The sequence below is a fragment of the Stenotrophomonas sp. VV52 genome (genome assembly GCF_002893095.1).
Lineage (GTDB): Bacteria > Pseudomonadota > Gammaproteobacteria > Xanthomonadales > Xanthomonadaceae > Stenotrophomonas > Stenotrophomonas aracearum.
In genome coordinates this window covers 1-25,743 of the sequence record NZ_PKQQ01000026.1, presented here as the reverse complement: position 1 = coordinate 25,743, position 25,743 = coordinate 1, and the positions used below count along the sequence as shown (strand labels likewise).

22 protein-coding genes are annotated in these 25,743 nt (G+C 64.4%); 10 read left to right on the top strand and 12 right to left on the bottom strand.

Translation table 11 applies throughout. The annotated features are described in order from the left end of the window. The first annotated feature begins 222 nt into the window (after positions 1 to 222). The 10 genes from C2U58_RS19530 (at position 223) to C2U58_RS19485 (ending at position 10,738) form a co-directional block, all read left to right on the top strand. The gene (locus C2U58_RS19530; RefSeq protein ID WP_100665253.1) at positions 223 to 615 is read left to right on the top strand and encodes a hypothetical protein; all 393 of its coding nucleotides are present in this window, start codon (positions 223 to 225) and stop codon (positions 613 to 615) included. Positions 616 to 731: 116 nt separating this feature from the next. Next, on the top strand, positions 732 to 1,997 hold the full coding sequence (locus C2U58_RS19525) for a TolC family protein (RefSeq protein ID WP_253256792.1): 1,266 nt from the start codon (positions 732 to 734) through the stop codon (positions 1,995 to 1,997). Then, positions 1,994 to 3,478: an efflux RND transporter periplasmic adaptor subunit gene (locus tag C2U58_RS19520; protein ID WP_146033504.1), complete on the top strand. Its 1,485-nt coding sequence runs from the start codon at positions 1,994 to 1,996 to the stop codon at positions 3,476 to 3,478. The genes C2U58_RS19525 and C2U58_RS19520 overlap by 4 nt, the downstream gene beginning before the upstream one ends. Continuing rightward, positions 3,475 to 6,654 (top strand): CusA/CzcA family heavy metal efflux RND transporter, encoded by a 3,180-nt coding sequence (locus C2U58_RS19515; RefSeq protein WP_102947313.1) that lies wholly within the window; start codon positions 3,475 to 3,477, stop codon positions 6,652 to 6,654. The genes C2U58_RS19520 and C2U58_RS19515 overlap by 4 nt, the downstream gene beginning before the upstream one ends. 88 nt (positions 6,655 to 6,742) lie before the next feature. Then, positions 6,743 to 7,150, top strand: coding sequence for a copper-binding protein (locus C2U58_RS20355; RefSeq protein WP_230432293.1), 408 nt, complete (start codon positions 6,743 to 6,745; stop codon positions 7,148 to 7,150). Between the two features lie 245 nt (positions 7,151 to 7,395). After that, positions 7,396 to 7,743, top strand: coding sequence for a metalloregulator ArsR/SmtB family transcription factor (locus tag C2U58_RS19505; protein ID WP_100665261.1), 348 nt, complete (start codon positions 7,396 to 7,398; stop codon positions 7,741 to 7,743). Beyond that, positions 7,740 to 8,270: an arsenate reductase ArsC gene (locus tag C2U58_RS19500; RefSeq protein ID WP_100665263.1), complete on the top strand. Its 531-nt coding sequence runs from the start codon at positions 7,740 to 7,742 to the stop codon at positions 8,268 to 8,270. Before C2U58_RS19505 ends, C2U58_RS19500 begins: the two co-directional genes overlap by 4 nt. Positions 8,271 to 8,279: 9 nt before the next feature. Continuing rightward, positions 8,280 to 8,693 (top strand): arsenate reductase (glutaredoxin), encoded by a 414-nt coding sequence (arsC, locus tag C2U58_RS19495; protein ID WP_100665265.1) that lies wholly within the window; start codon positions 8,280 to 8,282, stop codon positions 8,691 to 8,693. Continuing rightward, positions 8,690 to 9,415 carry an arsenical resistance protein ArsH gene (gene arsH, locus C2U58_RS19490; RefSeq protein ID WP_014159624.1) on the top strand — a complete coding sequence of 242 codons (726 nt, stop codon included), beginning with the start codon at positions 8,690 to 8,692 and terminating at the stop codon, positions 9,413 to 9,415. The genes arsC and arsH overlap by 4 nt, the downstream gene beginning before the upstream one ends. An 18-nt stretch (positions 9,416 to 9,433) precedes the next feature. Beyond that, complete coding sequence (locus C2U58_RS19485; protein WP_100665267.1) at positions 9,434 to 10,738, top strand: arsenic transporter; 1,305 nt, start codon at positions 9,434 to 9,436, stop codon at positions 10,736 to 10,738. Between the two features lie 31 nt (positions 10,739 to 10,769). Here the strand turns inward: C2U58_RS19485 and C2U58_RS19480 are convergent, their stop codons facing one another. From C2U58_RS19480 to C2U58_RS19420, 12 genes are all read right to left on the bottom strand, one after another. Continuing rightward, a complete protein-coding gene (locus tag C2U58_RS19480) occupies positions 10,770 to 11,048 on the bottom strand; it encodes a hypothetical protein (protein ID WP_100665269.1) in 279 nt (92 codons plus the stop codon). Beyond that, positions 11,045 to 14,242, bottom strand: coding sequence for a CusA/CzcA family heavy metal efflux RND transporter (locus tag C2U58_RS19475; RefSeq protein WP_100665271.1), 3,198 nt, complete (start codon positions 14,240 to 14,242; stop codon positions 11,045 to 11,047). Before C2U58_RS19475 ends, C2U58_RS19480 begins: the two co-directional genes overlap by 4 nt. A gap of 8 nt (positions 14,243 to 14,250) precedes the next feature. Then, positions 14,251 to 15,198, bottom strand: a complete 948-nt coding sequence (locus C2U58_RS19470; protein WP_102947312.1) for an efflux RND transporter periplasmic adaptor subunit — start codon at positions 15,196 to 15,198, stop codon at positions 14,251 to 14,253. After that, on the bottom strand, positions 15,195 to 16,472 hold the full coding sequence (locus tag C2U58_RS19465; RefSeq protein ID WP_102947314.1) for a TolC family protein: 1,278 nt from the start codon (positions 16,470 to 16,472) through the stop codon (positions 15,195 to 15,197). Before C2U58_RS19465 ends, C2U58_RS19470 begins: the two co-directional genes overlap by 4 nt. 274 nt (positions 16,473 to 16,746) lie before the next feature. After that, a complete protein-coding gene (locus tag C2U58_RS19455) occupies positions 16,747 to 17,364 on the bottom strand; it encodes a cation transporter (RefSeq protein WP_100665277.1) in 618 nt (205 codons plus the stop codon). Positions 17,365 to 17,388: 24 nt separating this feature from the next. After that, positions 17,389 to 19,347, bottom strand: coding sequence for an FTR1 family protein (locus tag C2U58_RS19450; protein WP_102947311.1), 1,959 nt, complete (start codon positions 19,345 to 19,347; stop codon positions 17,389 to 17,391). Positions 19,348 to 19,684: 337 nt separating this feature from the next. Then, complete coding sequence (locus tag C2U58_RS19445) at positions 19,685 to 20,158, bottom strand: DUF305 domain-containing protein (RefSeq protein ID WP_198361076.1); 474 nt, start codon at positions 20,156 to 20,158, stop codon at positions 19,685 to 19,687. 61 nt (positions 20,159 to 20,219) lie between these two features. Continuing rightward, positions 20,220 to 20,579: a hypothetical protein gene (locus C2U58_RS19440; RefSeq protein WP_102947310.1), complete on the bottom strand. Its 360-nt coding sequence runs from the start codon at positions 20,577 to 20,579 to the stop codon at positions 20,220 to 20,222. A gap of 25 nt (positions 20,580 to 20,604) precedes the next feature. Further along, positions 20,605 to 22,953 carry a heavy metal translocating P-type ATPase gene (locus C2U58_RS19435; protein WP_301182362.1) on the bottom strand — a complete coding sequence of 783 codons (2,349 nt, stop codon included), beginning with the start codon at positions 22,951 to 22,953 and terminating at the stop codon, positions 20,605 to 20,607. Between the two features lie 239 nt (positions 22,954 to 23,192). Beyond that, positions 23,193 to 23,684 carry a nuclear transport factor 2 family protein gene (locus C2U58_RS19430; RefSeq protein ID WP_100665283.1) on the bottom strand — a complete coding sequence of 164 codons (492 nt, stop codon included), beginning with the start codon at positions 23,682 to 23,684 and terminating at the stop codon, positions 23,193 to 23,195. A 21-nt stretch (positions 23,685 to 23,705) separates the two neighbouring features. After that, positions 23,706 to 24,569 carry a cytochrome c gene (locus C2U58_RS19425; protein WP_087922555.1) on the bottom strand — a complete coding sequence of 288 codons (864 nt, stop codon included), beginning with the start codon at positions 24,567 to 24,569 and terminating at the stop codon, positions 23,706 to 23,708. An 11-nt stretch (positions 24,570 to 24,580) separates the two neighbouring features. Continuing rightward, a complete protein-coding gene (locus C2U58_RS19420; protein ID WP_046982962.1) occupies positions 24,581 to 25,618 on the bottom strand; it encodes a copper resistance protein B in 1,038 nt (345 codons plus the stop codon). Positions 25,619 to 25,743: the final 125 nt, after the last annotated feature.

The window sequence follows — 25,743 nt, the reverse complement described above, 5'->3', positions numbered from 1 at the left end:
GCGGGATAATATTGAATTATCCCGCGTGACACCCAGTGGGCCCATCAGACGGACGTCAAACAGTACGAAACCACCATTTCCGTGAACTTCCGGCATGTACCGCGCTTCCAAGCAAGCATTCGCAAAGCTATGCTCATTGGCAATGCTCTCTTCCTTGGCCCCTCTTACGCGTAACCAACGCCCGTTTGCTCGGGTAGTCGTGTTGCCCTGCGCGGGTCGCCGATGAAGCTGCGCGCGTTCCGGACCCGTAGGCTCCGTCTGCGCTTTGCTTGGCTGGCATTGCTGGCGCTGCTGTTCCAGCAGATCGCGCTGGCCGCCTACGCTTGCCCCGTCAACGAAACGCCACCGGAACCGCGGATGGTCTTGGCCGGTTGCGAAGGCATGGAAATGCCCGACCCGCAGGCGCCGGCCCTGTGCGACCAGCATTGTCTGCGGGATCACGTCACCAGCCAAGACCTCAAAGCGCCACAGGTGCCGTCGCTCGCCCTGCCGCCGCCGCACTTCGCGTTGACCGCAGCTTTGCTGCCTCCGGTTGAAGCCCAGTACTACGAAGACGTGCCCACTTGCCGGTCCGACCCGCCGCCGGCGCAGCGCTTCTGTAGCCTGCAGATCTAGACCCCCAACGTAACCCGACCCCGCGCTGCCGGATCCGCCGGCGCGCTCGTCGTTGCGTGTTCGGAGGTCTCATGTCGCTTTCTTTCCCGCTGCACCGTCGGTGCAGAATTCGCCGTTTGCGCGTCTGGGTGCTCGCTTTCGGCTTGTTTGCCGTCCCTCCTGCCTGGTCTGCTACGGCCAGCATCACATTCGATGACGCGGTACGCTTGGCGGCCGAGCGCGCCCCGATGCTCCAAGCGCGTCAGTCGCAGATTGCGGCCAGCCAGGAAGAAGCCGTCCGCGCGGCGGCCTTGCCCGACCCCAGGTTGACGCTGGGCGTCGCCAATCTACCGGTCACCGGCGCCGACGCGTTCGACGCTAGCGCCGACTTCATGACCATGAAGCAGATCGGCGTGATGCAGGACTTCCCGGCGCACGCCAAGCGTCAGGCACGCCAGGCGGTCGCCGACCGCACCGTCGAGCAGGCACAGGCGCTGTCGGTGGCCGAACGACTCGCTGTGCGTCAAGCCGTGGCGCAAGCCTGGATCGCCCTATGGGCGGCGCAACGGGAAGTCACGGCGTTGCAGGTCCTACGCGAACCAACCGGCATAGCCGTTCGTTCCGCCAAGGCACGGCTCGCCGGCGGCACCGGTTCGGCGGTCGACGCGATGGCGACGCAAAACGCCGCGCTGGAACTGGAAAACCGCATCGACGCCGCTGAGGCGTCGTTGGAAGTCGCGCGTGCCAGCTTGGCACGCTGGTTGGGCGAAGAACCGATGGCGCTTCGCATCGAGGGCGCACCGCCCGAGCTGATGACGCTGCCGGTTGCCCCAGCCACGCTGGTGGCCTCGGTCGATCGACAAGGGCCACTGCTGCCTTGGCGCTCGCGCGAGGCCGTTGCCGAAGCGCAGGTGGATGCCGCTATCGCCGAGAAGCGACCGGATTGGAGCCTCGGCGTGACTTACGGGCAACGGGATCGTACGCCCGACGGCATGCCGCGCAGCGACATGCTGATGGTTGAGTTCGCGATCGACCTGCCGTTTTTCACCCGGAATCGGCAGGACCGCGGCGTGGCCGCGCGGCGTGCCGAACTGGATGCGGTGGCCGCCGAACGCGAGGACGCCCGTCGTGCGCAGGCCGAGCGCGTGCGCATGACCCAGGCCGAATGGGAAGGACTCAAGCGGCAAGTGGCGCGCAAGGAAACCGAATCGCTCCCGCTGGCCCGTGACCGCGCGAAGACCGCGCTGGCCGCCTACGCCGCCGGCGGCGACCTGCAACCGTGGCTCGAAGCGCGCCGCGACGAAATCGAACTGCACGTGATGCACGCCCGCCACCTGGGCGAACTCGGCCGCGCCTGGGCGGCGTTGGCCTATCTACTGCCCGAAGAGGAACGTTCGCCATGACGTACACGATGAATCGAGTGGCGATGATCGCTGCAGCGGCCGCCCTGTTGGTCGTCGGCCTCGCCGGTGGTTACTGGTGGGCCCAGCGCGGCAACGACCACGACATGGCGATGGCCGACGCGCCGGCGACAGACGCTGGCGAGCGCAAAGCGCTGTACTGGTACGACCCGATGGTGCCGGACCAGCACTTCGACAAGCCGGGCAAGTCGCCCTTCATGGACATGCAACTGGTACCGAAGTATGCCGACGAAGTGGCCGGCGGTGGTGTCAGCATCGACCCGGGCCTGCGGCAGAGCGTGGGCATCCGCACCGAGGAAGTCGAGGTCGGCCGGTTGGCGGCGACGGTACGCGTGCCAGGCACACTGGCCTGGAATCTTCGCCAAGAAGCCGTGGTCAGCGCGGTGACCGAAGGCCTGGTGAGCCGGGTACAGGTCAAGGCGCCGTACACGAAGGTCGCGCGTGGTCAATCGCTGGCGACGTTTCTCTCACCGGCTTGGAGCAGTGCGTTGGCCGAAGCGCAGGCGCTGCGTCAGGCGCAGTCGGCTTCGGCGCGGGAGCTGCAATCGGCCGCTCAGCAACGCCTGCGCGTGCTGGGCGTCCCCAGCGGCATGGGCCGTGACGGCAGCGTGACGTTGAGCGCGCCGCACGACGGTGTCGTCACCGAAGTGCTGGCCCGCGAAGGCCAAGCGGTGACGCCGGGCACACCACTGTTCCGCGTCAACGCCACGGCCACGCTGTGGCTGGAAGCGGCGATCCCGCAAGCCGATGCAGCTCGGTTGCGACCGGGCACGCCGGTCCAGGCGCTCGTCAGCGCCGTGCCGGGACAGACCTTCGACGGCGAAGTCGAGACGCTATTACCCCAGATCGACATGGCCAGCCGCACACAGCAGGCCCGGATCGTGCTGCGTAACCCCGACGGTGTGCTGGCGCCGGGCATGTTCGCCGAAGTGACGCTGCAGCCCGAAGGCGGCGCGCCGGTGCCGTTGGTGCCCACCGAGGCGCTGATCGCCACCGATACGGACAGCCGGGTGATCGTGCAGGACGCCAAAGGCGGCTTCCAGCCGGTACGCGTGCGCACCGGGCGCAGTGGCGGTGGCCGCACCGAAATCCTCGCCGGGCTCAAGGGCGGCGAGCGCGTGGTCGTGTCGGGCCAGTTCCTTATCGACTCGGAAGCCAGTTTGTCGGGATTGCTCGGACGTCTTGAAATGGCCAAGGCGCCCGAAGCCGCGGGCCAAGCGGTCCTGCACGAGACCGGGGCCACCGTCGAGTCCATCGCCGGCGGAATGATCACCCTCAAACACGGCCCGTTCGCGACGCTGAACATGCCGGGCATGACGATGGCTTTTCGGCTGGCCAATCCGGACGTGGCCAAGGACATCCAGGCTGGCGACCGCGTACACGTCTTCGTTCGCTCCGACGCCAGGGGACTGATGGTGGAACGGCTTGAGCTAATCGGAGAACGCGCAGGAGATCAACCATGATCGCCCGCCTGATCCGCGCCTCCATCGCCAACCGCGCCCTCGTGCTGCTGGCGGCCGTGCTGCTGGCCGCCGCCGGCCTGTGGTCGGTGCTCCACACGCCGCTGGATGCGTTGCCCGACCTGTCCGACGCCCAAGTCATCATCCGCACCCAATGGTCCGGCCAAACGCCGCGCATCGTCGAAGACCAAGTCACCTATCCACTGACCGCGACGATGTTGTCGGTGCCCGGCGTCACAGCCGTGCGTGGTTTTTCGTTCTTCGGTGACTCCTACGTCTACATCCTGTTCGACGACGACACCGACTTGTACTGGGCGCGCTCGCGCGTACTGGAGTATCTGAGCCAGGTCCGCGACCAATTGCCTCCCGACGTCAGTCCCGCCCTTGGGCCCGACGCTACGGGCCTGGGCTGGATCTACGAGTACGCCTTGGTGGACCGCACGGGCCAGCATGACCTGGGCCAGTTGCGGGCGCTGCAGGACTGGTTCCTGCGCTACGAGTTGAAGACCGTGCCCGACGTGGCCGAGGTCGCCAGCGTCGGCGGCATGGTGCGCGCTTGGCAGATCGTGCCCGACCCGCAGGCACTGGCGGCCCGCGGCCTCACCGTGGAGCAGGTGATCGCGGCGGTGGATGCGGCCAACGGCGCCACCGGAGGTTCGGTAATCGAGCAGGGCGAGGCCGAACTGATGGTGCGCAGTGAGGGCTATCTGCGCAGCCGCGAGGAGTTCGAGCGCGTCCCCCTCAGCAGCACCGCCACCGGCGTGCCCGTCCTGCTGGGCCAAGTGTCCACCATCACCCGTGGCCCGACCTTCCGTCGCGGCATCGCCGAACTCGACGGCCAAGGTGAAGTCGCCGGTGGTGTGATCGTGCTGCGCACCGGCAAGGATGCGTTGAGCGCGATCGAGAACGTCAAGGCTAGACTGAAGCAGTTGCAAGCCAGCCTGCCTGAGGGCGTGGAGATCGTCCCGGTCTATGACCGTTCCGAGCTCATCCGTGAGGCCGTACGCAATCTCACCCACAAGCTTGGCGAGGAGTTCCTGGTGGTGGCGCTGGTGTGCGCGCTGTTTCTTTGGCATCTGCGCTCGGCATTGGTCGCGGTGATCACGCTGCCGCTCGGCGTGCTGGCCGCGTTCATCGTGATGCGTTATCAGGGCATCACCGCGAACCTGCTGTCGTTGGGCGGCATCGCCATCGCGATCGGCGCGATGGTCGACGGTGCCGTGGTGATGATCGAGAACGCGCACAAGCATTTGGAGCATTGGCGCGAAACCAACGGTCGTGACCCGGAGGGCGAGGAACGCTGGAATCTGATGGCCGCGTCGGCCATCGAGGTCGGTCCGGCACTGTTCGCAAGCCTGCTGGTGATCACCTTGTCGTTCGTGCCGGTGTTCGCGCTGCAGGCACAGGAAGGTCGGCTGTTCTCCCCGCTGGCCTACACCAAGACCTATGCGATGGCGGCGGCGGCCGCTTTGTCGGTGACCCTGATCCCGGTGCTGATGGGTTACCTGATCCGCGGCCACATCCGTCCCGAGCAGGCCAACCCCGTCAATCGCGTGCTGATCGCCGGCTACCGGCCGGTGCTGGACTGGGTCCTGCGGCATCCGCGCCTGACCCTGGGTTTGAGCGGGTTGTTGCTGCTGCTCACTGCCATTCCGTATGCGCGCATCGGCAGCGAGTTCATGCCGCCGCTCGACGAGGGCACGTTGTTGTATATGCCCACAGCGCTGCCGGGGTTGTCGGCGGGAAAGTCCGGTCAGTTGCTGCAGCTTACCGACCGCATGATCAAGACCGTGCCCGAGGTCGCGCACGTGTTCGGCAAGGCAGGCCGTGCCGACACCGCGACCGACCCGGCGCCGATCGAGATGTTCGAGACCACGGTGACGTTCAAGCCGCGCGATCAATGGCGGCCTGGCATGACCATGGACAAGTTGCGTGCTGAACTTGATGCGGCGGTGAAGGTGCCGGGTCTGACGAACCTGTGGGTGCCGCCGATCCGCAACCGCATCGACATGCTTGCCACCGGCATCAAGAGCCCGATCGGGATCAAGGTGTCCGGACCGGACACCCAGGTCATCGAGCAGATCAGCAACGAGCTCGAGCGCATGGCGAAAACGGTGCCCGGCGTAAGTTCCGCGCTGGCCGAGCGCGTGACCGGCGGTCGCTACGTCGATGTCCATATCCGTCCGGAAGTCGCTGCGCGCTACGGCCTGAGCCAGGCCGACCTGCAGAAACTCATCGCCACGGTGGTTGGCGGCGATCCCATCGGCGAAACCATCGAGGGACGCGAACGCTATCCGATTGTGCTGCGCTACCCGCGTGGGCAACGCGATTCGCTGGCGGCGCTGGCGCAGTTGCCGCTGGTCGCTCCGGGCGGCGTGCAGCTCACGCTGGGGCAAGTGGCCGACCTGACGCTGACATCCGGCCCGCCGATGCTCAAGAGCGAAGCCGGTCGCCTTGTCGGTTACATCTTCGTCGATGTCGTCGGCCGGGATCTCGGCTCGGTAGTGAAGGAACTGCAGCAGCGCACCGCCAAGGACATTCAGCTACCACCGGGGTACGGCATCGCCTGGTCGGGCCAGTACGAATATCTGGCGCGGGCGCTGGCTCGGTTGCAGTGGGTCGTGCCGGCCGCTCTGGCGATCATCTTTCTGCTCATCTACCTGGTGTTCCGCCGCTTCAGCGAGGCAGCCATCATTCTGCTGAGCGTGCCGCTGGCGCTGGTCGGCGGGCTGTGGCTGATCTGGGGACTCGGCCACGCGATGTCGATCGCAACCATGATCGGTTTCATCGCGTTGGGCGGCGTCGCCGCCGAGTTCGGCGTGATCATGCTGCTGTACCTGCGCCACGCCTGGGAGCGGCACCTGGCGGCGGGCGAACCGGAGACTCTCGCCACGCTGGAGGCGGCCATCCGCGAAGGCGCGGTGCTGCGCGTGCGGCCCAAGGCCATGACCGTCGCCGTGATCCTCGCCGGCTTGCTGCCCTTGTTCATCGGTGGCGGTGCCGGGTCGGAAGTCATGCAACGCATCGCCGCGCCGATGATCGGCGGGATGGTCACCGCGCCGTTACTGTCGATGCTGGTGATTCCGGCCGCGTATCGCCTGCTGCGTGGTCGCACTTTGTCACGAACCACGCCCGCGGCACCGCCGCCAGATGCCGCGACGTGTAAAAGACCACATTGAAATTGCTTTTTTAACGGCGGCGGCAGGCCGACTGCATTGCCGTCGCATGACTCTGCAGTCATCCCTTCAACAATCGAGGTAAGAACAGATGAAACTGATGCCCTTCGCGTCCACCCTGGCGATACTGCTGCTGGCAGCATGCTCGCAGGCACCCAGCAATGACGATGCGACCACCCATGGCTCCGCTGCGACGGCTGACAACATGGCTATGTCGGCCACAGAACATGCACAGATGGCTGATCGGGAAAAACCCGCTGCGCCCGAGAGGGCAAAAAACGCTTCAGCCGCCGGCACGGTGGAGTCCGTCGACATTGCTGCCGGCAAGATCACCATCGCCCATGGCCCGGTAGAGGCACTGCACTGGCCGGCTATGACGATGGGCTTCACGGCATCGCCCGAGCTGATCGCTCCGGTGGAGGTCGGACAGAAAGTGCAGTTCGATTTCGAGGCGCGAGGCATGACGGCCAGGATCACCCGAATCGCTCCTGCACAGTAGCTGGGTCTGCGGGATATCCGAGGGGCGGCGGTGTCGCCCTCGGACCAGAACTGCGTCGGCCACTAAGTGGCTTCACCTGGAAGCTGACCTCGCGAAAATGGCGAAGGAGCGGCGCTATGTCGAGACAGGCTCGCCGTGGACGGTGTTGCCATCGGCCACGGGCGACCTTCCTCAGTTCCGCCGAGTAGCGGCGGAGGGTTCGTCACCTCATTTTGATTCTACAAGAATAGTTGTATAGTGCAGTTATGAAAGATGACTTTGCTGTCTCAGCGCTGTCTGCCCTTGCGCATTCCGACCGCCTAGCCGCATTCAGGATGCTCGTGCGCGCAGGCCCCGATGGCATGCCGTCGGGCGAGATTGCCGAAGCGCTTGGGATTGCGCCACCGCGCATGAGCTTTCACCTTGCGACCCTGGAGCGAGCGAGCCTTCTGCGCTCTTGGCGCGACGGGCGGCGCGTCCTGTACGCGGCCAGCTACGAGGACATGCGCCAGCTTCTTGAATTCCTCACCGAGGACTGCTGTTCCGGAAATCCGGACATCTGCGGCGCCCTCAATAACCTCGTCATTCCTTGTACCGTGGAGACCTGCGCATGAGCTTTCCTCAGCCCTTTAACGTCCTGTTCCTATGCACCGGTAATTCAGCCCGCTCGATCCTGGCCGAGAGCGTCCTTCGCAAGATCGGCGATGGCCGTTTCAATGCGTTCTCCGCGGGCAGCCACCCCAAGGGGGAGGTCCACCCTCTGGCAATCGAGACGCTGCTTCAGGCCGACTACCCAGTCGAGGGCCTGCGCTCCAAGGCGTGGGACGAGTTCGGAGTGCCGGATGCCCCGCGCATGGATTTCGTGTTCACCGTCTGCGACCAAGCCGCCGGCGAGGCCTGCCCGTTCTGGCCAGGACAGCCGGTTACCGGGCACTGGGGCATCGAGGACCCTAGCCACGAAACGCGCGGGGACATGTGGCAGCGCGCTGCCTTCCGGCAGGCGCTGGTGTACATGGAGAACCGCATCAAGGCGTTCGTCGCGCTACCGATCCACACGCTGTCGCGAGCGACCTTGACGGCGCAGGTAGGCGACATCGGGCAGTTCGAGGGCGCCACGTCGCCCCGACCCGACGTGGCTTGAGAGATCATCATGACGCTGACGATCTACCATAACCCGGCCTGCGGCACGTCTCGGAATACCTTGGAAATGATGCGCCAGTCAGGTGAAGACCCGGTGGTCATCGAGTACCTGCAGACGCCGCCCACGCGCGAGAAGCTGGTCGAGCTGCTGGCCGCGATGGGCATGCCCCCTCGTGAACTTCTGCGCCAGAAGGGAACACCTTACGCGGAGCTGGGCTTGGACAACCCCGCGCTCACCAATGAGCAACTGGTGGACGCGATGATGGCGCATCCGATTCTGATCAACCGCCCCATCGTTGTTTCCGACCGGGGCGTGGCCCTGTGCCGACCGTCCGAGAAGGTGCTCGCGCTGCTGGACAAGCCTGTGTCCTCCTTCACCAAGGAAGACGGCGAAACCGTGACGGTTGCCGGAGCGTCGATGTGATCGATCGCATTGCCGCAGATCTGCCGAGCATCGACGCAACGCAACTTGCACCGATCGACGTTGATGCACTAGCTGGGCCCGGCGACCCTAGGCACCCGCCCCGGATCCTCATCCTCTATGGCTCGCTGCGGGAACGCTCTTATTCCCGGCTGCTGGCAGAGGAAGCCGGCCGACTCTTGCGCTGGTACGGCTGCGACGTGCGAATCTTCGATCCGCATGACTTGCCACTGCCTGACGGAGCCACGCCGGATCATCCGAAGGTGGGTGAGCTGCGCGAGCTCGCGTACTGGTCCGAAGGCATGGTTTGGGTCAGCCCGGAACGCCACGGCGCCATGACCGGAATCATGAAGGCGCAGATCGACTGGATTCCGCTGGCCGACGGGGCCAAGCGCCCGACACAAGGCAAAACCTTGGCGGTGATGCAGGTGTCTGGCGGCTCGCAGAGCTTCAACGCAGTAAACCAGCTGCGCGTACTGGGCCGTTGGATGCGCATGGTCACCATCCCGAACCAGTCCTCGGTGGCCAAGGCCTTCCAGGAATTTGATGAGGCTGGGCGCATGAAGCCGTCTGCGTACTATCAGCGCGTTGCTGACGTATGCGAGGAGTTGGTGAAGTTCACCTGGCTGGTGCGTGGTCGCTCAGCGTACCTGACCGATCGCTATTCCGAACGTGTTGAGAGCGCCGAAGAACTGTCCAAGCGCGTGAATCAGCGCTCCATCTAACCCTTGTCGGAGCGGTGCATGCTTGCCCTCGCGATTTTCATCGTCACTCTTGTATTCGTCATTTGGCAGCCGCGCGGGTTCGGTATCGGTTGGTCGGCACTGGCCGGCGCCGCAGTAGCGTTGGCGACCGGCGTCGTCGGGTGGGGTGACGTCGCCACGGTGTGGGGGATTGTCTGGGATGCGACGTTTACTTTCGTCGCACTCATCATCATCTCGCTCATCCTAGACGCGGCCGGCTTCTTCGCATGGGCGGCGCTGCACGTGGCGCGCTGGGGCGGCGGCAGTGGTCGGAAACTCTTTCCGCTGATCGTCTTGCTTGGCGCTGCGATCGCGGCAGTGTTCGCCAACGATGGCGCGGCTCTCCTGCTGACGCCGATTGTTCTTGCCATTCTGTTGCGCTTGAACTTCCCGCCCGCGAGTGCGCTCGCGTTTACTGTGGCCTGCGGTTTCATCGCTGATACGGCCAGCCTGCCGCTCGTTGTCTCGAACTTGGTCAACATCGTCACCGCGAACTTCTTTGACGTCTCGTTCGGGCGCTACGCAGCGGTCATGGTGCCGGTGAATCTGGTGTCGGTCGGCGCCACGCTGATCGTCCTGTGGCTCTGGTTCCGCCGCGACATTCCTCGCACCTACCCGGTCCACGATCTTGAAGCGCCGCATCAAGCGATCCGCGACAAGGCGGTCTTCCGCGCCGCCTTGCCCCTGCTCGCATCACTGCTCGTTGCCTACTTCGTGACCGGGCCGCTGGGCGTCCCGATCGCCTTGGTGACGGGTGTGGCTGCGCTGGTGCTGATGGCAATTGCGGGTCGCTGGGCGACAGGCGGCCGAGGCGCCACCATGGCCCTGACCAAGATTCTGCGCGGTGCGCCCTGGCAGATCGTGCTGTTCTCGGTTGGCATGTATCTGGTGGTTTATGGGCTTGGCAACGCCTGGCTGACAAAGGCGGCAAGTGCGGTGCTTGAGTGGCTGGCGGCGCAGGGAACCTTTGTGGCCACGATCGGTACCGGCTTCGCAGTGGCGGGCCTCGCTTCGATCATGAACAACATGCCGGCGACGCTGGTGGGCGCGCTGGCCATCGATGGGGCCAATCTTCCGGCCGCCACCCGCGAATTGATGATCTATGCCAACGTCGTGGGCAACGACCTTGGCCCCAAGCTCACTCCGATTGGGTCGCTCGCGACCCTGCTGTGGCTGCACGTCCTCGCCGGCAAGGGCCAACGGATCACGTGGGGACAGTACATGAAGGTAGGGCTAATCCTCACGCCCCCGGTCCTGTTGGCCACGCTCGTCGCTCTCTGGATTTGGCTGCCGCTCGCTCAATGACGCTGTCGGCGCACAGGTTCGCCGGCAGCGATCACATCTTCTTCAAGGGTGCCGCGGTGGGGGGCGGCGGCACCGGGCCCGGGTCGTTGAAGCACAGCATGACCTGATCGATGCCGAACTGGTCGGCCAGCACCCGCGCGGTCACGGCATGCACCAGGTCCAGGTCGACCGAGGGCGCAGCGACAGTGATGGTGGCAGCGATCGCACGGCCAGGTTCTTTGCCGGGGACCAGACGTAGGTCATCGACCGCCTTCACGCCGGGGTCGGTAAACATCGCCGCACGCACCTGTTCCAGGTTGATCTCGCTCATGGTGTCGAAGGCTCCAAGGCACTGCCACCGGCGCGGGGAGCTCGGTCGCGATGCAGCCAACGATAGAGCACTGGCAGCACCAGCAAGGTCAATGCAGTGGATGAGACGATGCCGCCGATGACCACGGTGGCCAGCGGCCGCTGCACCTCCGAGCCGGCACCGATATTCAAGGCCATGGGCAGGAAGCCCAGCGAGGCCACCAGGGCGGTCATCAACACCGGGCGCAGGCGGCCAAGGGCGCCGTCACGGACAGCGTCGTCCAGCGGATCGCCCTGTTCGCGCAGGCGGCGGATGAAGGCGATCATGACCAGCCCGTTGAGCACAGCCACGCCCGACAGCGCGATGAAGCCGACGCCGGCGGAGATCGACAGCGGAATCCCGCGTAGGGCCAGCGCCAGCACACCGCCGGTCAGCGCCAGTGGAACGCCACTGAACACGATGGCCGCATCCTTGGCCGAGCCGAAGGCCATGAACAGCAGGGCGAAGATCAACGCCAGTGTCACTGGAACGACCACGCCGAGGCGTTGGGTGGCCGAGATCAGCTGCTCGAAGGTGCCACCGTAGTCGATCCAGTAGCCCTCCGGGAGCCTCACATCCTGGCCGAGGCGCGTGCGCAAGTCGCCGACGAACCCGCCCAGATCGCGCTCGCGCACGTTGGCGGTGATCACCACCCGCCGCTTGCCATTCTCGCGGTTGATCTGATTGGGCCCGCGCTCCACCTGTATCTTCGCCACTTCCCGCAGCGGCACTGTACGAGGCCCACCATTGGCGCCGGTGGCCAGGCGGCTGGACTCGTCCACACTGGCACTTTCCGGTAGTGGAATGGGCAGATCCGCCAGCACGGCGGGGTCTTGGCGCTGCGATTCGGGCAGGCGCACCACCAGGTCGAAGCGACGGTCGCCTTCGATCAACTGGCCGGCGACACTGCCCCCAATGGCGGTGGCCACCGTTTCCTGCACATCGCCCGGGTTCAGGCCATACCGTGCCAATGCCGCCGAATCTGGCGTGATGGTGAGCAATGGCAGGCCGGAGACCTGCTCGGCCTTGACGTCCTCGGCGCCGGGGACGCTGCGCATGACGCGCTCCACCCGGCTGGCCAGACGGGCCAGCTGGTCGAGGTTGTCACCGTAGACCTTGACTGCAACATCAGAGCGGACGCCGGAGATCAGCTCGTTGGTGCGCATCTGGATGGGCTGGGTGAACTCGTAGTTGCTGCCCGGGATTTCCTTGGCTGCCGCCTCCAGCTCTTCCACCAGCTCGGCCTTGGGCTTGCGCGGGTCGGGCCACTGGTCGCGGGGCTTGAGCATCAGGAAGGTGTCGGCCATCGATGGCGGCATCGGGTCGGTGGCCACCTCGGCGGTGCCGATCTTGGAGAAGATGTTGGCCACCTCCGGGAACTGGGCCAGGCGCTTCTCCAGCGTTTCCTGCATGGCCACCGACTGCTCCAGACTGGTGCCGGGAATACGCATTGGCTGCAAAGTGATGTCGCCTTCATCCAGGCTCGGTACGAACTCCGAGCCCAGGCGGGTGGCCAGCACGCCACACCCCACCACCAGCACGGCCGCGCCTGTCAGCACCACGACCCGCCGACGCAGCGCCCAATCCAGCAGCGGCGTGTAGCGAGCGCGTGACCAGCGCATCAGGCGGTTGTCGTGCTCGGCCACGCGGCCGCGCAGGAAGGTAGCGATCGCCGCCGGCACGAAGGTCAGCGACAGCACCATGGCACCGGTCAGGGCCAGCACCACGGTGATGGCCATCGGGTGGAACATTTTCCCTTCCACGCCCGACAGCGCAAAGATCGGCAGGTAGACCGCCGCGATGATGCCCAGACCGAACAGGCTGGGACGGATCACCTCAGCGGTGGCCGAGGCAGTCAGGTCATAGCGCTCTTCATCGTTGAGTTGGCGGCCCAACGCGTGCTGCGCCTCTCCGAAGCGGCGCAGACAGTTCTCGATGATGATCACCGCCCCGTCCACGATCAGGCCGAAGTCCAGCGCGCCCAGACTCATCAGGTTGCCCGACACGCCGCCACGGACCATGCCGATGATGGTGAACAGCATCGCCAGCGGAATCACTGCGGCGGTGATCAGCGAAGCGCGCACATTGCCCAGCAGCAGGAACAGCACCACCACGACCAGCAGCGCGCCCTCGATCAGGTTCTTGGACACGGTATTGATGGTGCGGTCCACCAGCGCGGTGCGGTCATACACGGCCTTGGCATGCACGCCCGGGGGCAAGCTGGCGTTGGCGGCGTCCAGCTTGGCCGCAGCCGCTTGGGAGACCTCCCGGCTGTTGGCGCCGAACAGCATGAAAGCGGTGCCGACCACGACCTCATGGCCGTTCTGGGTGGCCGCGCCCGTGCGCAGCTCCTTGCCTTCGCCGACGCTTGCGACATCGCGCACCCGGATGGGCACGCCATCGCGCCGGTCCAGCACGATGTTGCCGATCGCCTCCAGATTGGCCAGCTGGCCGGGCACGCGCACCAGGAACTGCTGGCCGTTGCGTTCGATGTAGCCGGCGCCGATGTTCTGGTTATTGCGCATGACCGCGGCGACCACGTCGTTCAACGTGAATCCCAGCGCCACCAGCTGGGCCGGGTCGGGGGTGATGTGGATCTGCCGCTCAAAGCCGCCGATGGTGTTGACCTCGGTGACGCCGGGCGTGGTGCGCAGCTGCGGCCGGATCACCCAGTCCTGCAGGGTGCGCAGGTCCGTGGCCGTATACGAGGTGCCGTCGGGCTTGCGAGCGTTGGGCTCGGCCTCCACGGTATACATGAAGATCTCGCCCAGGCCGGTGGAGATGGGCCCCATTTCCGGGTCCAACCCTTCGGGCAGTTGGGAGGCGATCTGCTGCAGGCGCTCGGCGACCTGCTGGCGGGCAAAGTACAGGTCGGTGCCGTCCTTGAAGACGACGGTGACCTGGGAGAGCCCGTAGCGCGACAGCGAGCGGCTGTAGTCCAGCTTGGGCAGGCCGGCCATGGCCGTTTCGATGGCGAAGGTCACCCGTTGCTCGGCCTCCAGCGGCGAGTAGCCCGGGGCCTGGGTGTTGATCTGGACCTGGACATTGGTGATGTCCGGCGTGGCGTCGATGGAGAGGTGACGGTAGCTCCACACGCCAAGCGCAACCAGCGCAGCGGTGAGCACCAGCGTCAACCAGCGGTGGCGGATGGACAGCCCAATGAGGCGTTCAAGCATGGCGGGCCTCATTCCTCTTCCACAGTGGACTTTTCGATGTCGGCCTTGATCAGGAAGCTCTGGGCCACCACCACCTGATCACCGGCCTTGAGCCCTTCCAGCACTTCGGCGCGCTCAGCGTCGCGGCGCCCCAGTTTGACCGGCCGGGTGTGGTAGATCTCTCCCTGCTGCACGTAGACCACGTCCTGGTCTTCTGCGGTCTGCAGCGCGGTGATCGGCACCACCAGCGCCGCCGATTGGCGATCCACGGTGACCCGCGCCTTGACCGCCGAACCCGGCCGCCACAGGCCATCGGTGTTGACCACCGTGGCGCGCGCAATGGTGCTTTGGCTGGCCGTGGCGGTGCCTGGCAGGACGCGCTCCAAGGTGGTCTGCGCGGTGACGCCATCGCTCAAGCGGGTGACCGTCACCGGTACGCCGGCACCGATGTGCTGGACGTCGGCCCCAAAGATGTGCAGGTCCACCCACAGGGTGGACAGGTCGGCGACCTCGAACAGTGGCGTGCCCTCAGCCGCCGCCATGCCCACAGCGGCCGTACGCGCCATCACCACGCCACTGATCGGCGCGGTGACGGTATAGGTGGTCAGGCTTAGATTGCTCTCTACCGTGGCCAGTGCCTGGCCGGCACGCACCTGATCACCCACGCCGGCTCGCACAGAGCGGACCGGTCCGGGGAAGCGTGCAGTGACCTGGGCGATGCGCCCATCGATGGGGGTCAGCAGACCTTGCACCTCATGCTCGTCAGCAATCTCACCGGGGCCTGCCGGCGCGACCTGGATACCCGCCGCCTGCGCCGCCTTGGCGGCAATCTTGGTTTCCAGCGGCGCTTCCTCGTGCTCGCCGTGCTCTTCGCCCTCTGCGGCGGCGGCGCCCTCAGAGGCTTCGTTGGGAGTGGATGCATTGCAGGCGGTCAGCAACAGGGCCATGCCCAGTGCGGTCCAGGAAAAACGGCTCATGGGCTATCTCCAAATGAAGCGGCCGCCGGCGGCGTTACAAGCGCCTGGCCGGTCAGTCGTTGAATTTCGATCAGGGCGCGTTGCGCATCCAAGGCCACGTCCAACTGCTGCTGGGCCATGGCCGTACGTTCGGACTGCAACTGGGCCCATTCCAGGTAACTGATCGCCCCAGCGCGGTAGGCACGCTCAGCGGCCCGCTCGGCTCGGGCCAGCTTCGGCAACACGTCGCTGTGCAGGCGCGCCACCTCGGCTTGTGCGACGGTGTAGCGGCCATGGGCCTCGACCAACGTGGAATACAGCGACAAGCCCTTGGCCTCGCGCTCGATCGTCAGGACCTCCAGTTCGGCTTCGCCGGCGCGGATCTCTGGCTGTGCGCGGCTGCGGCTGCCCAGCGGCACGGACACGCTAGCGACCAGTGCAGTGTCGTCGGTCTCCTGCAGGCGGCGCACGCCGAGCTGCCAGGACAGGTCCGGTGAGGCCGCCGAACGCGCCAGCTGCAGTCGTGCCTGCGCGATCCGTCGGGCGTCGGCAAACTGCGCCAGTTCCGGAGTCCGCTCCAGCTCATCGGCCAGCGTCTGCATGGAGGCGATCGCCGGCAGGGCCATCGGATCGGCCGGAGCCACCTCGAAGGTGGGAGTACGTTCGCCCCACAGCGCGGCCAGATGCTGACGGGCGGCCAATCGCTGTTGCTCGGCCCGATCACGCGTCAGCTCGGCCCGCGCCAGCGCTGCCTGCGCGGTGAGCAGCACCGATTCGGGCGAAGCCCCGGCCTGCAGGCGCTGCCGGGCGGCGGCCACGGTGCGCTGGCGTTGGCCAACATCCATCTCCGCCAGGCCGCGTTGCCGGTCAGCACCGACAACGGCCAAATAGCGCTGCGCCGTCTCGGCGAGCAAGTCCAGCCGCCCGGTCTCGCGCTGCACGGCCAGCGCGTCAATTCGGCTTTGGGCCAAGGTCCGGCGCGCGTCGAGCTTGCCGCCGCGCTCCAGCACCGAGCTCAGGCTCAAGGTCAACTCGGCGCTGTCCAGACCGCGGGCCGCGCCAGTGCCTAAGGCATTTTCGACCTCGGCACCGACCGTCCACGGGGGTCGCTGCACCGCCTGGTCGCGCTCGGCAGCCAGCACGGTGGCGCGCGCATCGACCAAGCGCAGCTCGGGGTGGGTTTGGGCCACGCGCGCGAACGCGTCGTCCAAGGTCATCAGTTCGGCCGCTGCCGCCGGTGTTGTCGCCGCAGTCAGCAGCAGCCATGCGGCCAAGGCCGCCAATCGCACATGCATGAAGTACTCCAGAATTTTCGATATCCAAAAGGGCCCGTTCACGCCGGCGAGCATCACCCTGCGATCGGTGGCCGGAATGACGCCAGCAGGGGCTCATGTCGGTACCCGTCCGCATGGGCTGTCGCCGCGAGCCAATGCCGGCCGATATGAACCAGTACCACCTCTGGAGCCGGCGCGGCTTGGCTACAGCACAGCACCGGCTGCGTCACAAGGCCCACAGCCAACTGCGCCAGCAGCAGCCAGCGCAGGCCACAGCTCAGCCGGCCAAGCGCTGTCATGCAGGCGTTTTGCGCGCGTCGGCATGTGCCCGGCGAGCATCACCCAAGATCTCGAAAGCCTCCTTGATCACATACAGGCCGATCAGGGCGCCAATCACGAAATCCGGGTAGGGGCTGGCCAGCCACCACACCAACAAGCCGGCCAGAATCACCCCAACGTTGGCCACCACATCGGCGCGGGTAAACAGCCAGGTCGCTCGCAGATGCACTTCGCCGGACTTCAATGGGGCGAGCATACGGAGCACTTTCAGATTCACGGCCAGCGAGACCAGAGCGGTACCGATCATCCAACCGCTGACCGGCTCGGCGCCGTACATCACCCGGCGGCCCACTTCGACCAGCACGCCTACACCCAGCACCAGCAGCACGCTGCCACTGACCCACGCGGCGTTGGCCTTGAAGCGCGCCGTGCGCCCGATAGCGACCAGGCCAATGGCATAGGCGGTGGCGTCAGACAGCATGTCCAGCGCGTCGGCCAGCAGCCCGGTGGAATGGGCAATCCAGCCGGCAATGCCGCCGATCACGGCCATCGCTGCATTCAGCACCAAGGCGATCCAGAGGATGCGCCGCTCCTCCTTGTTCTTGGCTTCGTGGTGGCACCCGCAATCACTCATGTCCTGGTCCTCTGTTGTGTTGTTTCATTGCTTGTTTGCGCCTGGCTGTCTACGCACACCGGAACGGGCATTGGCGAGGAACCCCACGATGGCGACGGTGCCTACCAATACCTGCGCCAGCAGCGACTGCCAGGTGGGATACAGGCCGATCCATTCGATGCGCGGCAACGCAAGCGGTGTTTGAGAGATCCAGCCCGCTTCCTGCAACGCGGCCACGCCTTTGCCGATCAGGATGACCGCCATCACCGCGATGAGAATCGAGCTGATCGAAAAGAACCGGCCAATTGGCAGTCGCTTGCTCATGCGCAGCATCCAGTACGCCACCGCGGCCAACACGGCCATTCCCGCCACCAGGCCTGCGAGGATGGCGGTGGACGCCTGATCGCTCCACATCGCGATGTAGAACAAGATCGTCTCAAACACCTCGCGGTACACCGCGACAAAGGCCAGCATGAACAGGAAAACAGCCGAGCGCCGTGTCAGCGCAGTCGTCAGCTTGGCGTGCAGGTACTCCTGCCAACGCCCTGCAAGGCTCTTTTGGTGCATCCAGATGCCTACGCTGAGCAGGACAGCGGCAGCGAACAAGGCCGAGACGCCCTCGGTGACCTCCCGGTTCGCACCGCTGATATCAACAAAGTAAGTGGCCACTGCCCAGGTAGCTGCGCCTGCCAACAACGCGCAGATCCAACCCGCATGCACATACGGCAACACATCAGACCGCTCGGCTTTACGCAAGAACGCCACGATGCCAATCACGATCAGCAGCGCTTCCAGTCCTTCGCGTACCAAGATGGTAAAGCTGCCCAGAAACGCGGTGCTGGCTCCTATTCGGGTGTCCTGCAGCGCCACGTCCGCCCGATCAAACAGCTGGGCAATTTGCGCTGCCTGCCCGGCAACGTCAGCCGCGGGCGCATGCTGATCCAGCTGCGCGCGGTAGCCTGCCATGGCCGTCTCGATCTCTCGCAGCAATGACGGATTGCGCGTGGCCAGCGTGGGTTCAAGCGGCTCTACACCATCCAGATAGGACGAGAGCGCAAGCTTTTTGGCTTGGGCCAGGTCCTCAGCAGCGTAAGCGCGCTGGCTGGCGGCCAGTCGCTGCCGCGCCACCGCAAAGCGATCGGCTCCTGGTGCCGCTTCGTTAACAGCCTGTGGCTGCGAACGCAGGTAGGCGATGATCGCGTTTGCCTGATCGGCGGGCATCGTGGTGGCAAGATCGGCCTCTCGCGTGCGTGTCAGCGCTTCGAGCGAGGGAATGTGCGTATGGGCCTCGGCACTGGTGCGCCATAACGCCTCACCTTGAGCCTTGGCTTGCGAGGAGTACCCCAAGCTGCCCACATAGAATGCCAACGCCCAGCGATCACTTTCTGATAGCCCAGAGTAGCTGACCATGCCGGTACCCGGCACACCCTGGGAAATGACCTCGTACAACGACAGCGGGGTGCGCTGCGCGGCGCGAGTGGCATCGGTGAACGCGATCGGCGGCGGCCTTAACGCTTGCGCGGTGGGGCCATCACCGTGACCTGTGGGGCCGTGGCAGGCCGCGCAATGCTGGCTGTAGATGGACGCGGCCTGGGAGGTCCTCGGCGGGCTCGCCGGAACAGCGCCGATCGGGTAGCGAGCCAACAGCGCCGTGCCGAGCCCGCGCGCCAACGTTGCCACTTGCGTAGGGTCGGCCTTCTCTGCGACTGCCTGGAGCAGGAGTTCGGCCTGGGCCGTCAACTCGTGCTGGTTCTGGCCACCGGGCAATGCTGCCAGCTGACTGCGCACCGCGCCCGCAAACTCGCGCATTTCGGCGTATTCACTGGGGGCAATAACGCGGCCGGCCTGGACCGCGCCGGGGTAGTCGACCGCGATGTAATCGAGCATCTGCCACGTTTGGCGCAGGTCTGCTGCGGCGGGCTCCGCCTGAGCGGAAGCGGGCAAAACCCAGCCGATCAGCAAGGCAATCAGGCAGTAGCGAATCAAGGCGATGGGCAGTGGCATTGTCGTCACACGCGGCGGCGCTGCCGGAGTGGCGGCGGGTACGGGTACAGCGTAAAGTCCGTAGCCGCTACGGAGTCAAGCGTACTACGAATGAAACTAGTGAGGCTGCCGACACCAGCAAGGGACATCTGTCGATCATCCGCTACTACGAGCAGATCGCCCCACTGCAGCGTCTGCACGCTCGGGCAGGCGCTACCGCCGTATGCGCCTGCCTACATCGGCGGCTGCGCTTGGGCGTCGGGGAGCTGAGGTTCCACCTAGCGAACTCACGGCACATAGCGGGTTTTGGGCGAGATATGCAGCCGGTCCATGTTCAAGCGTTGCCCTGAATAACCGGCTAGATCTCTTCCCCAAGTAGCGCCTTCATCTGCGCGATTTCAGCACGTTGAGAGTCGACGATTTCGTTGCATAGCGCCTGGAGTTCAGGATCACTTAGGTTTGTTTGCTCGCACATCAAGATTGCGCCGGCATGATGGGGGATCATTGACCGTATGAATTGACGGTCGCTGACGGCTGCCTGCTCGCGGATGCCAATCCAACATGCGGCCATGAAGAACAATGCGCCGAGGCAAAGCAGGACGTTCCACCTACGATTCGGATACATGGTGGACATCAGCACAATTTCGATGAGCAACATCGGAGAAGCCATCAATCCTGCCATGTAGAACTGGTTGACGTTTCCGTAGACATTCTCCCAACGATCCACCATTGCGTACATGAATGCGTACATCACCAAGAACGAAAGCACCATCATGACGATCAGGCGGGCGTAGTGGCTTCGATGGTTCATGGAAGGAGGGTGATTCGACATCGAATTGCTCCTGATTGAGGGCGGCGCAGGGGCGATTTTTCTCCCCTGCGCGCGTCAATAACTACATGGTCTTGCCAGCTGCAAATTCTGCCGAACTCAAGGAGCCGTTCTTGTCGAGGTCAAGCATGCCGAAATGCGGCGCGAGTTTGTGCTTGGCCATCTCCGCCTTCGAGAGTTTGCCATCCCTGTTCGCGTCCAGCGCAGTGAGTTCGCCGGGTGCCGCATCCTGTTGGCCATGACCGCTATGTTGTTCTTTATCGTTGTGGTCCATCATCTTGCTGTGGTCCATCTGGTCGTGCTGCATCTGGCTGTGTTCGGTTTTGGGTTGGGTCGTTGGGGGAGGAGTGGATTGATCCGCGGCCATGGTGGGACCGGCAATCAAGGAGAGTGTCAGCAGGGAAAGTGGGGCAACGCGTTTCATGGGAAATCCTAGGAGAAAAGAGCCGTCAGTGATGAGAGGATGTACCGCGCACCGGCTCAGCGTGGCGGTCATCGGGTGAAGGGAGCTCAGGGGTGCTGGTTCTCGCCAACCGCAACGCGTTGGTCACCACTGAAACCGAGCTGAGGCTCATCGCCAGGGCGGCGATCATTGGGCTGAGCAGTAGCCCAAAAGTCGGGTACAGCGCTCCGGCTGCGATTGGCACCCCGATAGCGTTGTAGATGAAGGCGAAACCCAGGTTCTGCTTCATGTTGGCGACAGCTGCAGTGGAGATGGCTCGCGCCTGCACGATCCTGCGCAGGTCTCCCTTGACCAACGTTACCTGTGCACTGGACATTGCCACCTCAGTCCCAGTGCCCATCGCAATACCGACATCGGCTGCAGCCAGCGCGGGCGCATCGTTTATTCCGTCGCCGGCCATTGCTACGCGGCGGCCTTGCGCCCGCATTTGCTTCACCAGCGCGACCTTGTCCTGCGGACGCACTCCGCCTCGCACATCCTCGATGCCGAGCGTGCGCCCCACCGCTGCGGCTGTTGCCAGTGCATCACCCGAGGCCATGACCAACATCAGGCCCTCGGCACGCAGCGCGTCCAGCGCCGCCGATGTGGTGGGCTTGATTGGATCTGCGACAACGATCGCGCCAGCCAGTCGCCCGTCAACAGCGAGGTACATCACGCTTGCCCCCTCCTTGCGCAGGTTCTCGGCGGGTTCAAGCACGGGCGCAATGTCTGCACCAGTCGCTTCCATCAGCGCCTGATTGCCCAGTGCAATCATGTGGCCATCAACACGGCCACGCACACCTTGACCGGTGATGGATGCGAAATCGTCCGTTGCGGACAAGGCCAGACCGCGCCGCCGGGCTTCGGTCAAAATCGCCTCGGCCAACGGGTGCTCGCTGCCCTGCTCAAGGCTGCCAGCAAAGCGCAGCAGCGTGTCGCCATCGTATCCGGCGGCAGAAATAGAATCCCTGAATGCGGGGCGCCCTTCGGTCAGGGTGCCTGTTTTGTCAACGATCAGGGTGTCGATAGTGCGCAGTTGTTCTATGGCCTGTGCGTCGCGGAACAGCACACCTGCCTGGGCCGCACGCCCCGTGGCAACCATGATCGACATGGGCGTGGCCAGGCCCAGTGCACAGGGACAGGCAATGATCAGTACCGACACGGCATTGAGCACCGCATAGGTCCATGATGGCTCCGGTCCGAACAGGCCCCAGACAAGCAAAGTCAGCACGGCTGCACCCAGCACGGCCAATACGAACCAGTACGCAACTTTGTCCGCCATGCGCTGCATGGGCGCACGCGAGCGCTGCGCCTGGGCAACGAGTTGCACGATCTGCGCCAGCACGGTGCTGGAGCCTACTTGGTCGGCACGGACGATCAGGCTGCCGGTGCCATTGAGAGTGGCGCCAATGACACGCTCCCCCGGCATCTTCTCAACCGGAATAGGCTCACCAGTCAGCATTGACTCGTCGATGCTTGAGCGACCTTCATCCACAGTGCCGTCCACCGGCACCTTCTCTCCGGGGCGAACGCGCAAGCGGTCGCCCACGTGGACGTGTTCGAGCGGAATGTCTTCTTCGCTGCCGTCCGCCTTCACCCGCCGAGCGGTCTTGGGGGCCAACCCCAACAGCGCTTTGATCGCCGCCGACGTCTTGGAGCGTGCTCGCAGTTCGAGGATTTGGCCGACCAGAGTCAGGGATACGATGACCGCAGCCGCCTCAAAATAGACCCCCACTCGACCGTGCTCGCGGAACGACACCGGGAACAGGCCTGGAGCTATGGTCGCTACCACGCTATAGAGGAAGGAGGCCCCGACGCCAATGCCGATCAGGGTCCACATATTCGGGCTGCGGTTGCGGATCGACTGCACGCATCGTTCGAAGAAGGGCCACGCTGCCCACAGGACTACCGGGGTACTCAGAGCAAATTCCAGCCAGGTCCGTGATCTGACAGTGAGGATGCCCAGACCTGGCCCGAACATGGCCAAGACAAGTACCACCAGCGTCAGTGGCAATGTCCACCAGAAACGTCGGGAGAAATTACGCAGCTCAGGATTCTCTTCGTCGTCCAGGCCCGGCATCTCCGGTTCCAATGCCATGCCGCAGATCGGGCACGTCCCCGGGTGGTCCTGGCGAATCTGCGGGTGCATGGGGCAGGTGTAGATCGCGCCCGCCGGCACGAGCTCCTCATCGATGCTGGCCTTGGAAACTTCGGGTGACAAGTATGTGCCTGGATCGGCCGTGAAGCGCTGTCGGCAGCGGGCCGAACAGAAGTGATAGTCCATGCCGTTGTGGGTGGCATGATGTACCGCGGTCTGCGGATCGATCTGCATCTCGCAGACCGGGTCAACAACCATTGCCGGAGCGCCGGGCGCGCGGCCGGTTGCAGACTTGGATTGGGTGTCGCCCCGCGATGCCACACCCGTATGGTGGTGATGAGGGTCGTGCGGATTCATGACTGCATTTCTCCGACGGATTTCAGAATTGGACCGCAGGTTGCCGCAGTCTCAACCAGACCACGTTCAACGAGGCGCTTGGGTCCGCTGCAAGCGCCAGCCTCCTTGGTCAGTAAACTCCGCACTTTGTGACAGGTCCGTTAGCGCTTGGGCCTGGAGGACCAGTGGATATGGGCGATTCGCCAGCCCTGCGAAGTACGCTCAAGCACCATGGTTTCGGTGCTCAGCAACGCCATCGGCTTCCCATCTTTCGTCGCGTGCAGTTCACTTTCGCTACCGACCCAGGCTAGATCGCCTCGCGCGTGGGCGGTGCGCCGGAGAACTTCCACATGGGCGGTCTTCAGAAACGCTGCATCGTGTGTAGCGTGACCATCCAGGTATTCCTTGCGAGAGCGCTCGGCGCCACCGTTCTCAAGGATCAAAACATCATCGACCAGGAAGGCCCCGGCCCGGTCAAGGTCACCGGTCTGCAGGGCTGTAGAGAATTGCTCGACGATAGCTACTGCTGGCTGTGCTTCGGGCGCAATGGCAGTGGTCGCTGTTGTCGAATGCTTCCCCTCATGCGCATGCAAAAGGCCTGGGATCGCCACTAGCAGAAGCAGGCTCAAGCTCCTCATCAATCGCATAGTCATGCGTAGCTCCAGTTCAGTGGGTCAATGTTTATGGTTATGGCCGTCATCAGCCGATTGGGACGATTCCGTACCCTGCATGGACATGCCATCGTGCGGATTCTTAGAGGGGTCAGATGCTGTCGGCGTTGTCGGTGCCTGCGGAGAATGGGTGTGGGACTTGCCATCGGCATGGACGTGGGTTGGTGCTGCAGGAGCGTCAGCCTTGCCTGCACTTTCCTGGGCGGTCATGCCGTGGCCTTCCGCGTGCGCCCCTTCCGGATGTGCTTCACCTTCACCATGGTGATCGGCTTCGGCTTCATCGTGGTGGTCCTTGCCTCCGTCCGCATGGGCGTGCCCGCCGGTTTCACCGCCCCCGTGAGAATGACCTCCGCTACTACCTACAAGCGCGTCGTACTGCGTCTTGTCGAGCTTCGGCAGTTCCTGCAGGAATGCGGCCATGTTCCAGATATAGTCATCGCCCATGCTTTTGCCCCAAGCAGGCATGCCACTGGCCTTGACACCATGCTTGATGACCCAGAACGCCTCGGCTGCATCAATGGTCTCCTTGGTCAGGTTCGGCGGGGACGGGTACAGGCCTTTGCTCAGCTCGGTCTCTGCGGCGCCAGGTGACAAATGACAGCCGGTACACATCGCGTTGTAGTTCCCCGCGCCCTGCCGGATTCGCTCTGGATCATTCAGATCTGCAGGCACCTCCAGCTTGGTGGCCCGTGCTGAAATCGACTGCTTCCGCGCCGCCTCCAGCAGGGCATAGACGGGGCGCGTGTGTGGATCGTCGGCAGCCACATTATAGATTCCGGAGTACACAACACCGGCGGCGCCGATAGCCAGAACGGCGAGCGCGATGCCGGTAATAAGCAGAGTCTTTTTGTTAGCGGTGGTTGTCATGAATTATCTCTTCAGAACCAAGTGCGTAGACCGACGACAATGCGAGTATCGTCAGCGCTTTCCAATTCGTTACGACGCAAGTCGGCTGTGTTGCCCAAGGCGCGCTCGTGAACCAGGCCAATGTACGGCGCAAATTTGCGGGTGAACTCGTACCGAAGACGCAATCCAAACTCGGCGGTACTGAGTCCTGCGCCGATGCCGCGCGCCGGGTCGTTCTTCCCGTACGCCTCGATTCCGACCATGGGTTGAAGAATCAGGCGATTGGTGAGAAGTAGTTCGTACTCGGCCTCGAAGCGTGCCCCAAACTGGCCGCGCTCCCCAAAATAGGCTGTTGCCTCGACCTCGAACTTCTGCGGAGCAAGACCCTGCACGCCTATGGCTGCGAATGTTTGTGCCCGTCCTGGCTTGAAGTCCTGGCGCACACCAGCCACCAAGTCCCACCAGGTGGCTATGCTTCGCCCGTAGAGCAGCTCAAGGTCTGCTGCCTCAGTGCGCCCATCGCTGCGTTCACCCTCGCTGCGCAACCAGAGACGGTTGAGGTCGGTACCGATCCAGCCCTGACCTTCCCACGCAAGTCCGGTCCCTGGATCTGCATCCCAGGCCTCCAAGCGGTCCAGCAACATATAGCTGTGGATCGCGTTGTCACCCGTGGCGTGCCCCTCCGAAGGCGCCACCGCTGCAGCACGATCGACGTCGGTGACAACAGGGATTGGTGTGCGTGGCATGGTCGAGGACGGAGCATCGTGGACCATCTTTGAATGGTCCATGGCGTCAGTGGCCATGTCGCCTTCTTGCATGGACGACATATCATGATCCATGCCTTTTGGCTCAGGCGTCTCGTGCTGCATGCCCGAGTGATCAGTGCCGCGCTTGGATGCATTTGGGCCAGACGTCTTGGACGCGTCAGCTTGGGGCTCGGGTTTAGGCGCCTCGGGCATTGTCATGGAAATTTTCGAGTGATCCATGGTCTGTCCGAACGCGGGTGATGCCAATGCAACCGCGATGAGCAGGGTGAATGCCGACCTCGTCGGCTTCATCTGGTTTTTCATCAGGTTATTCCTCCACCCGCACGGCGCGCATCATGCCGGCTTCCATGTGAAACAGCAGATGGCAGTGGTAGGCCCAACTGCCCAGCGCATCAGCTGGGTTCTACCCCGATATCACGGACGGTTCT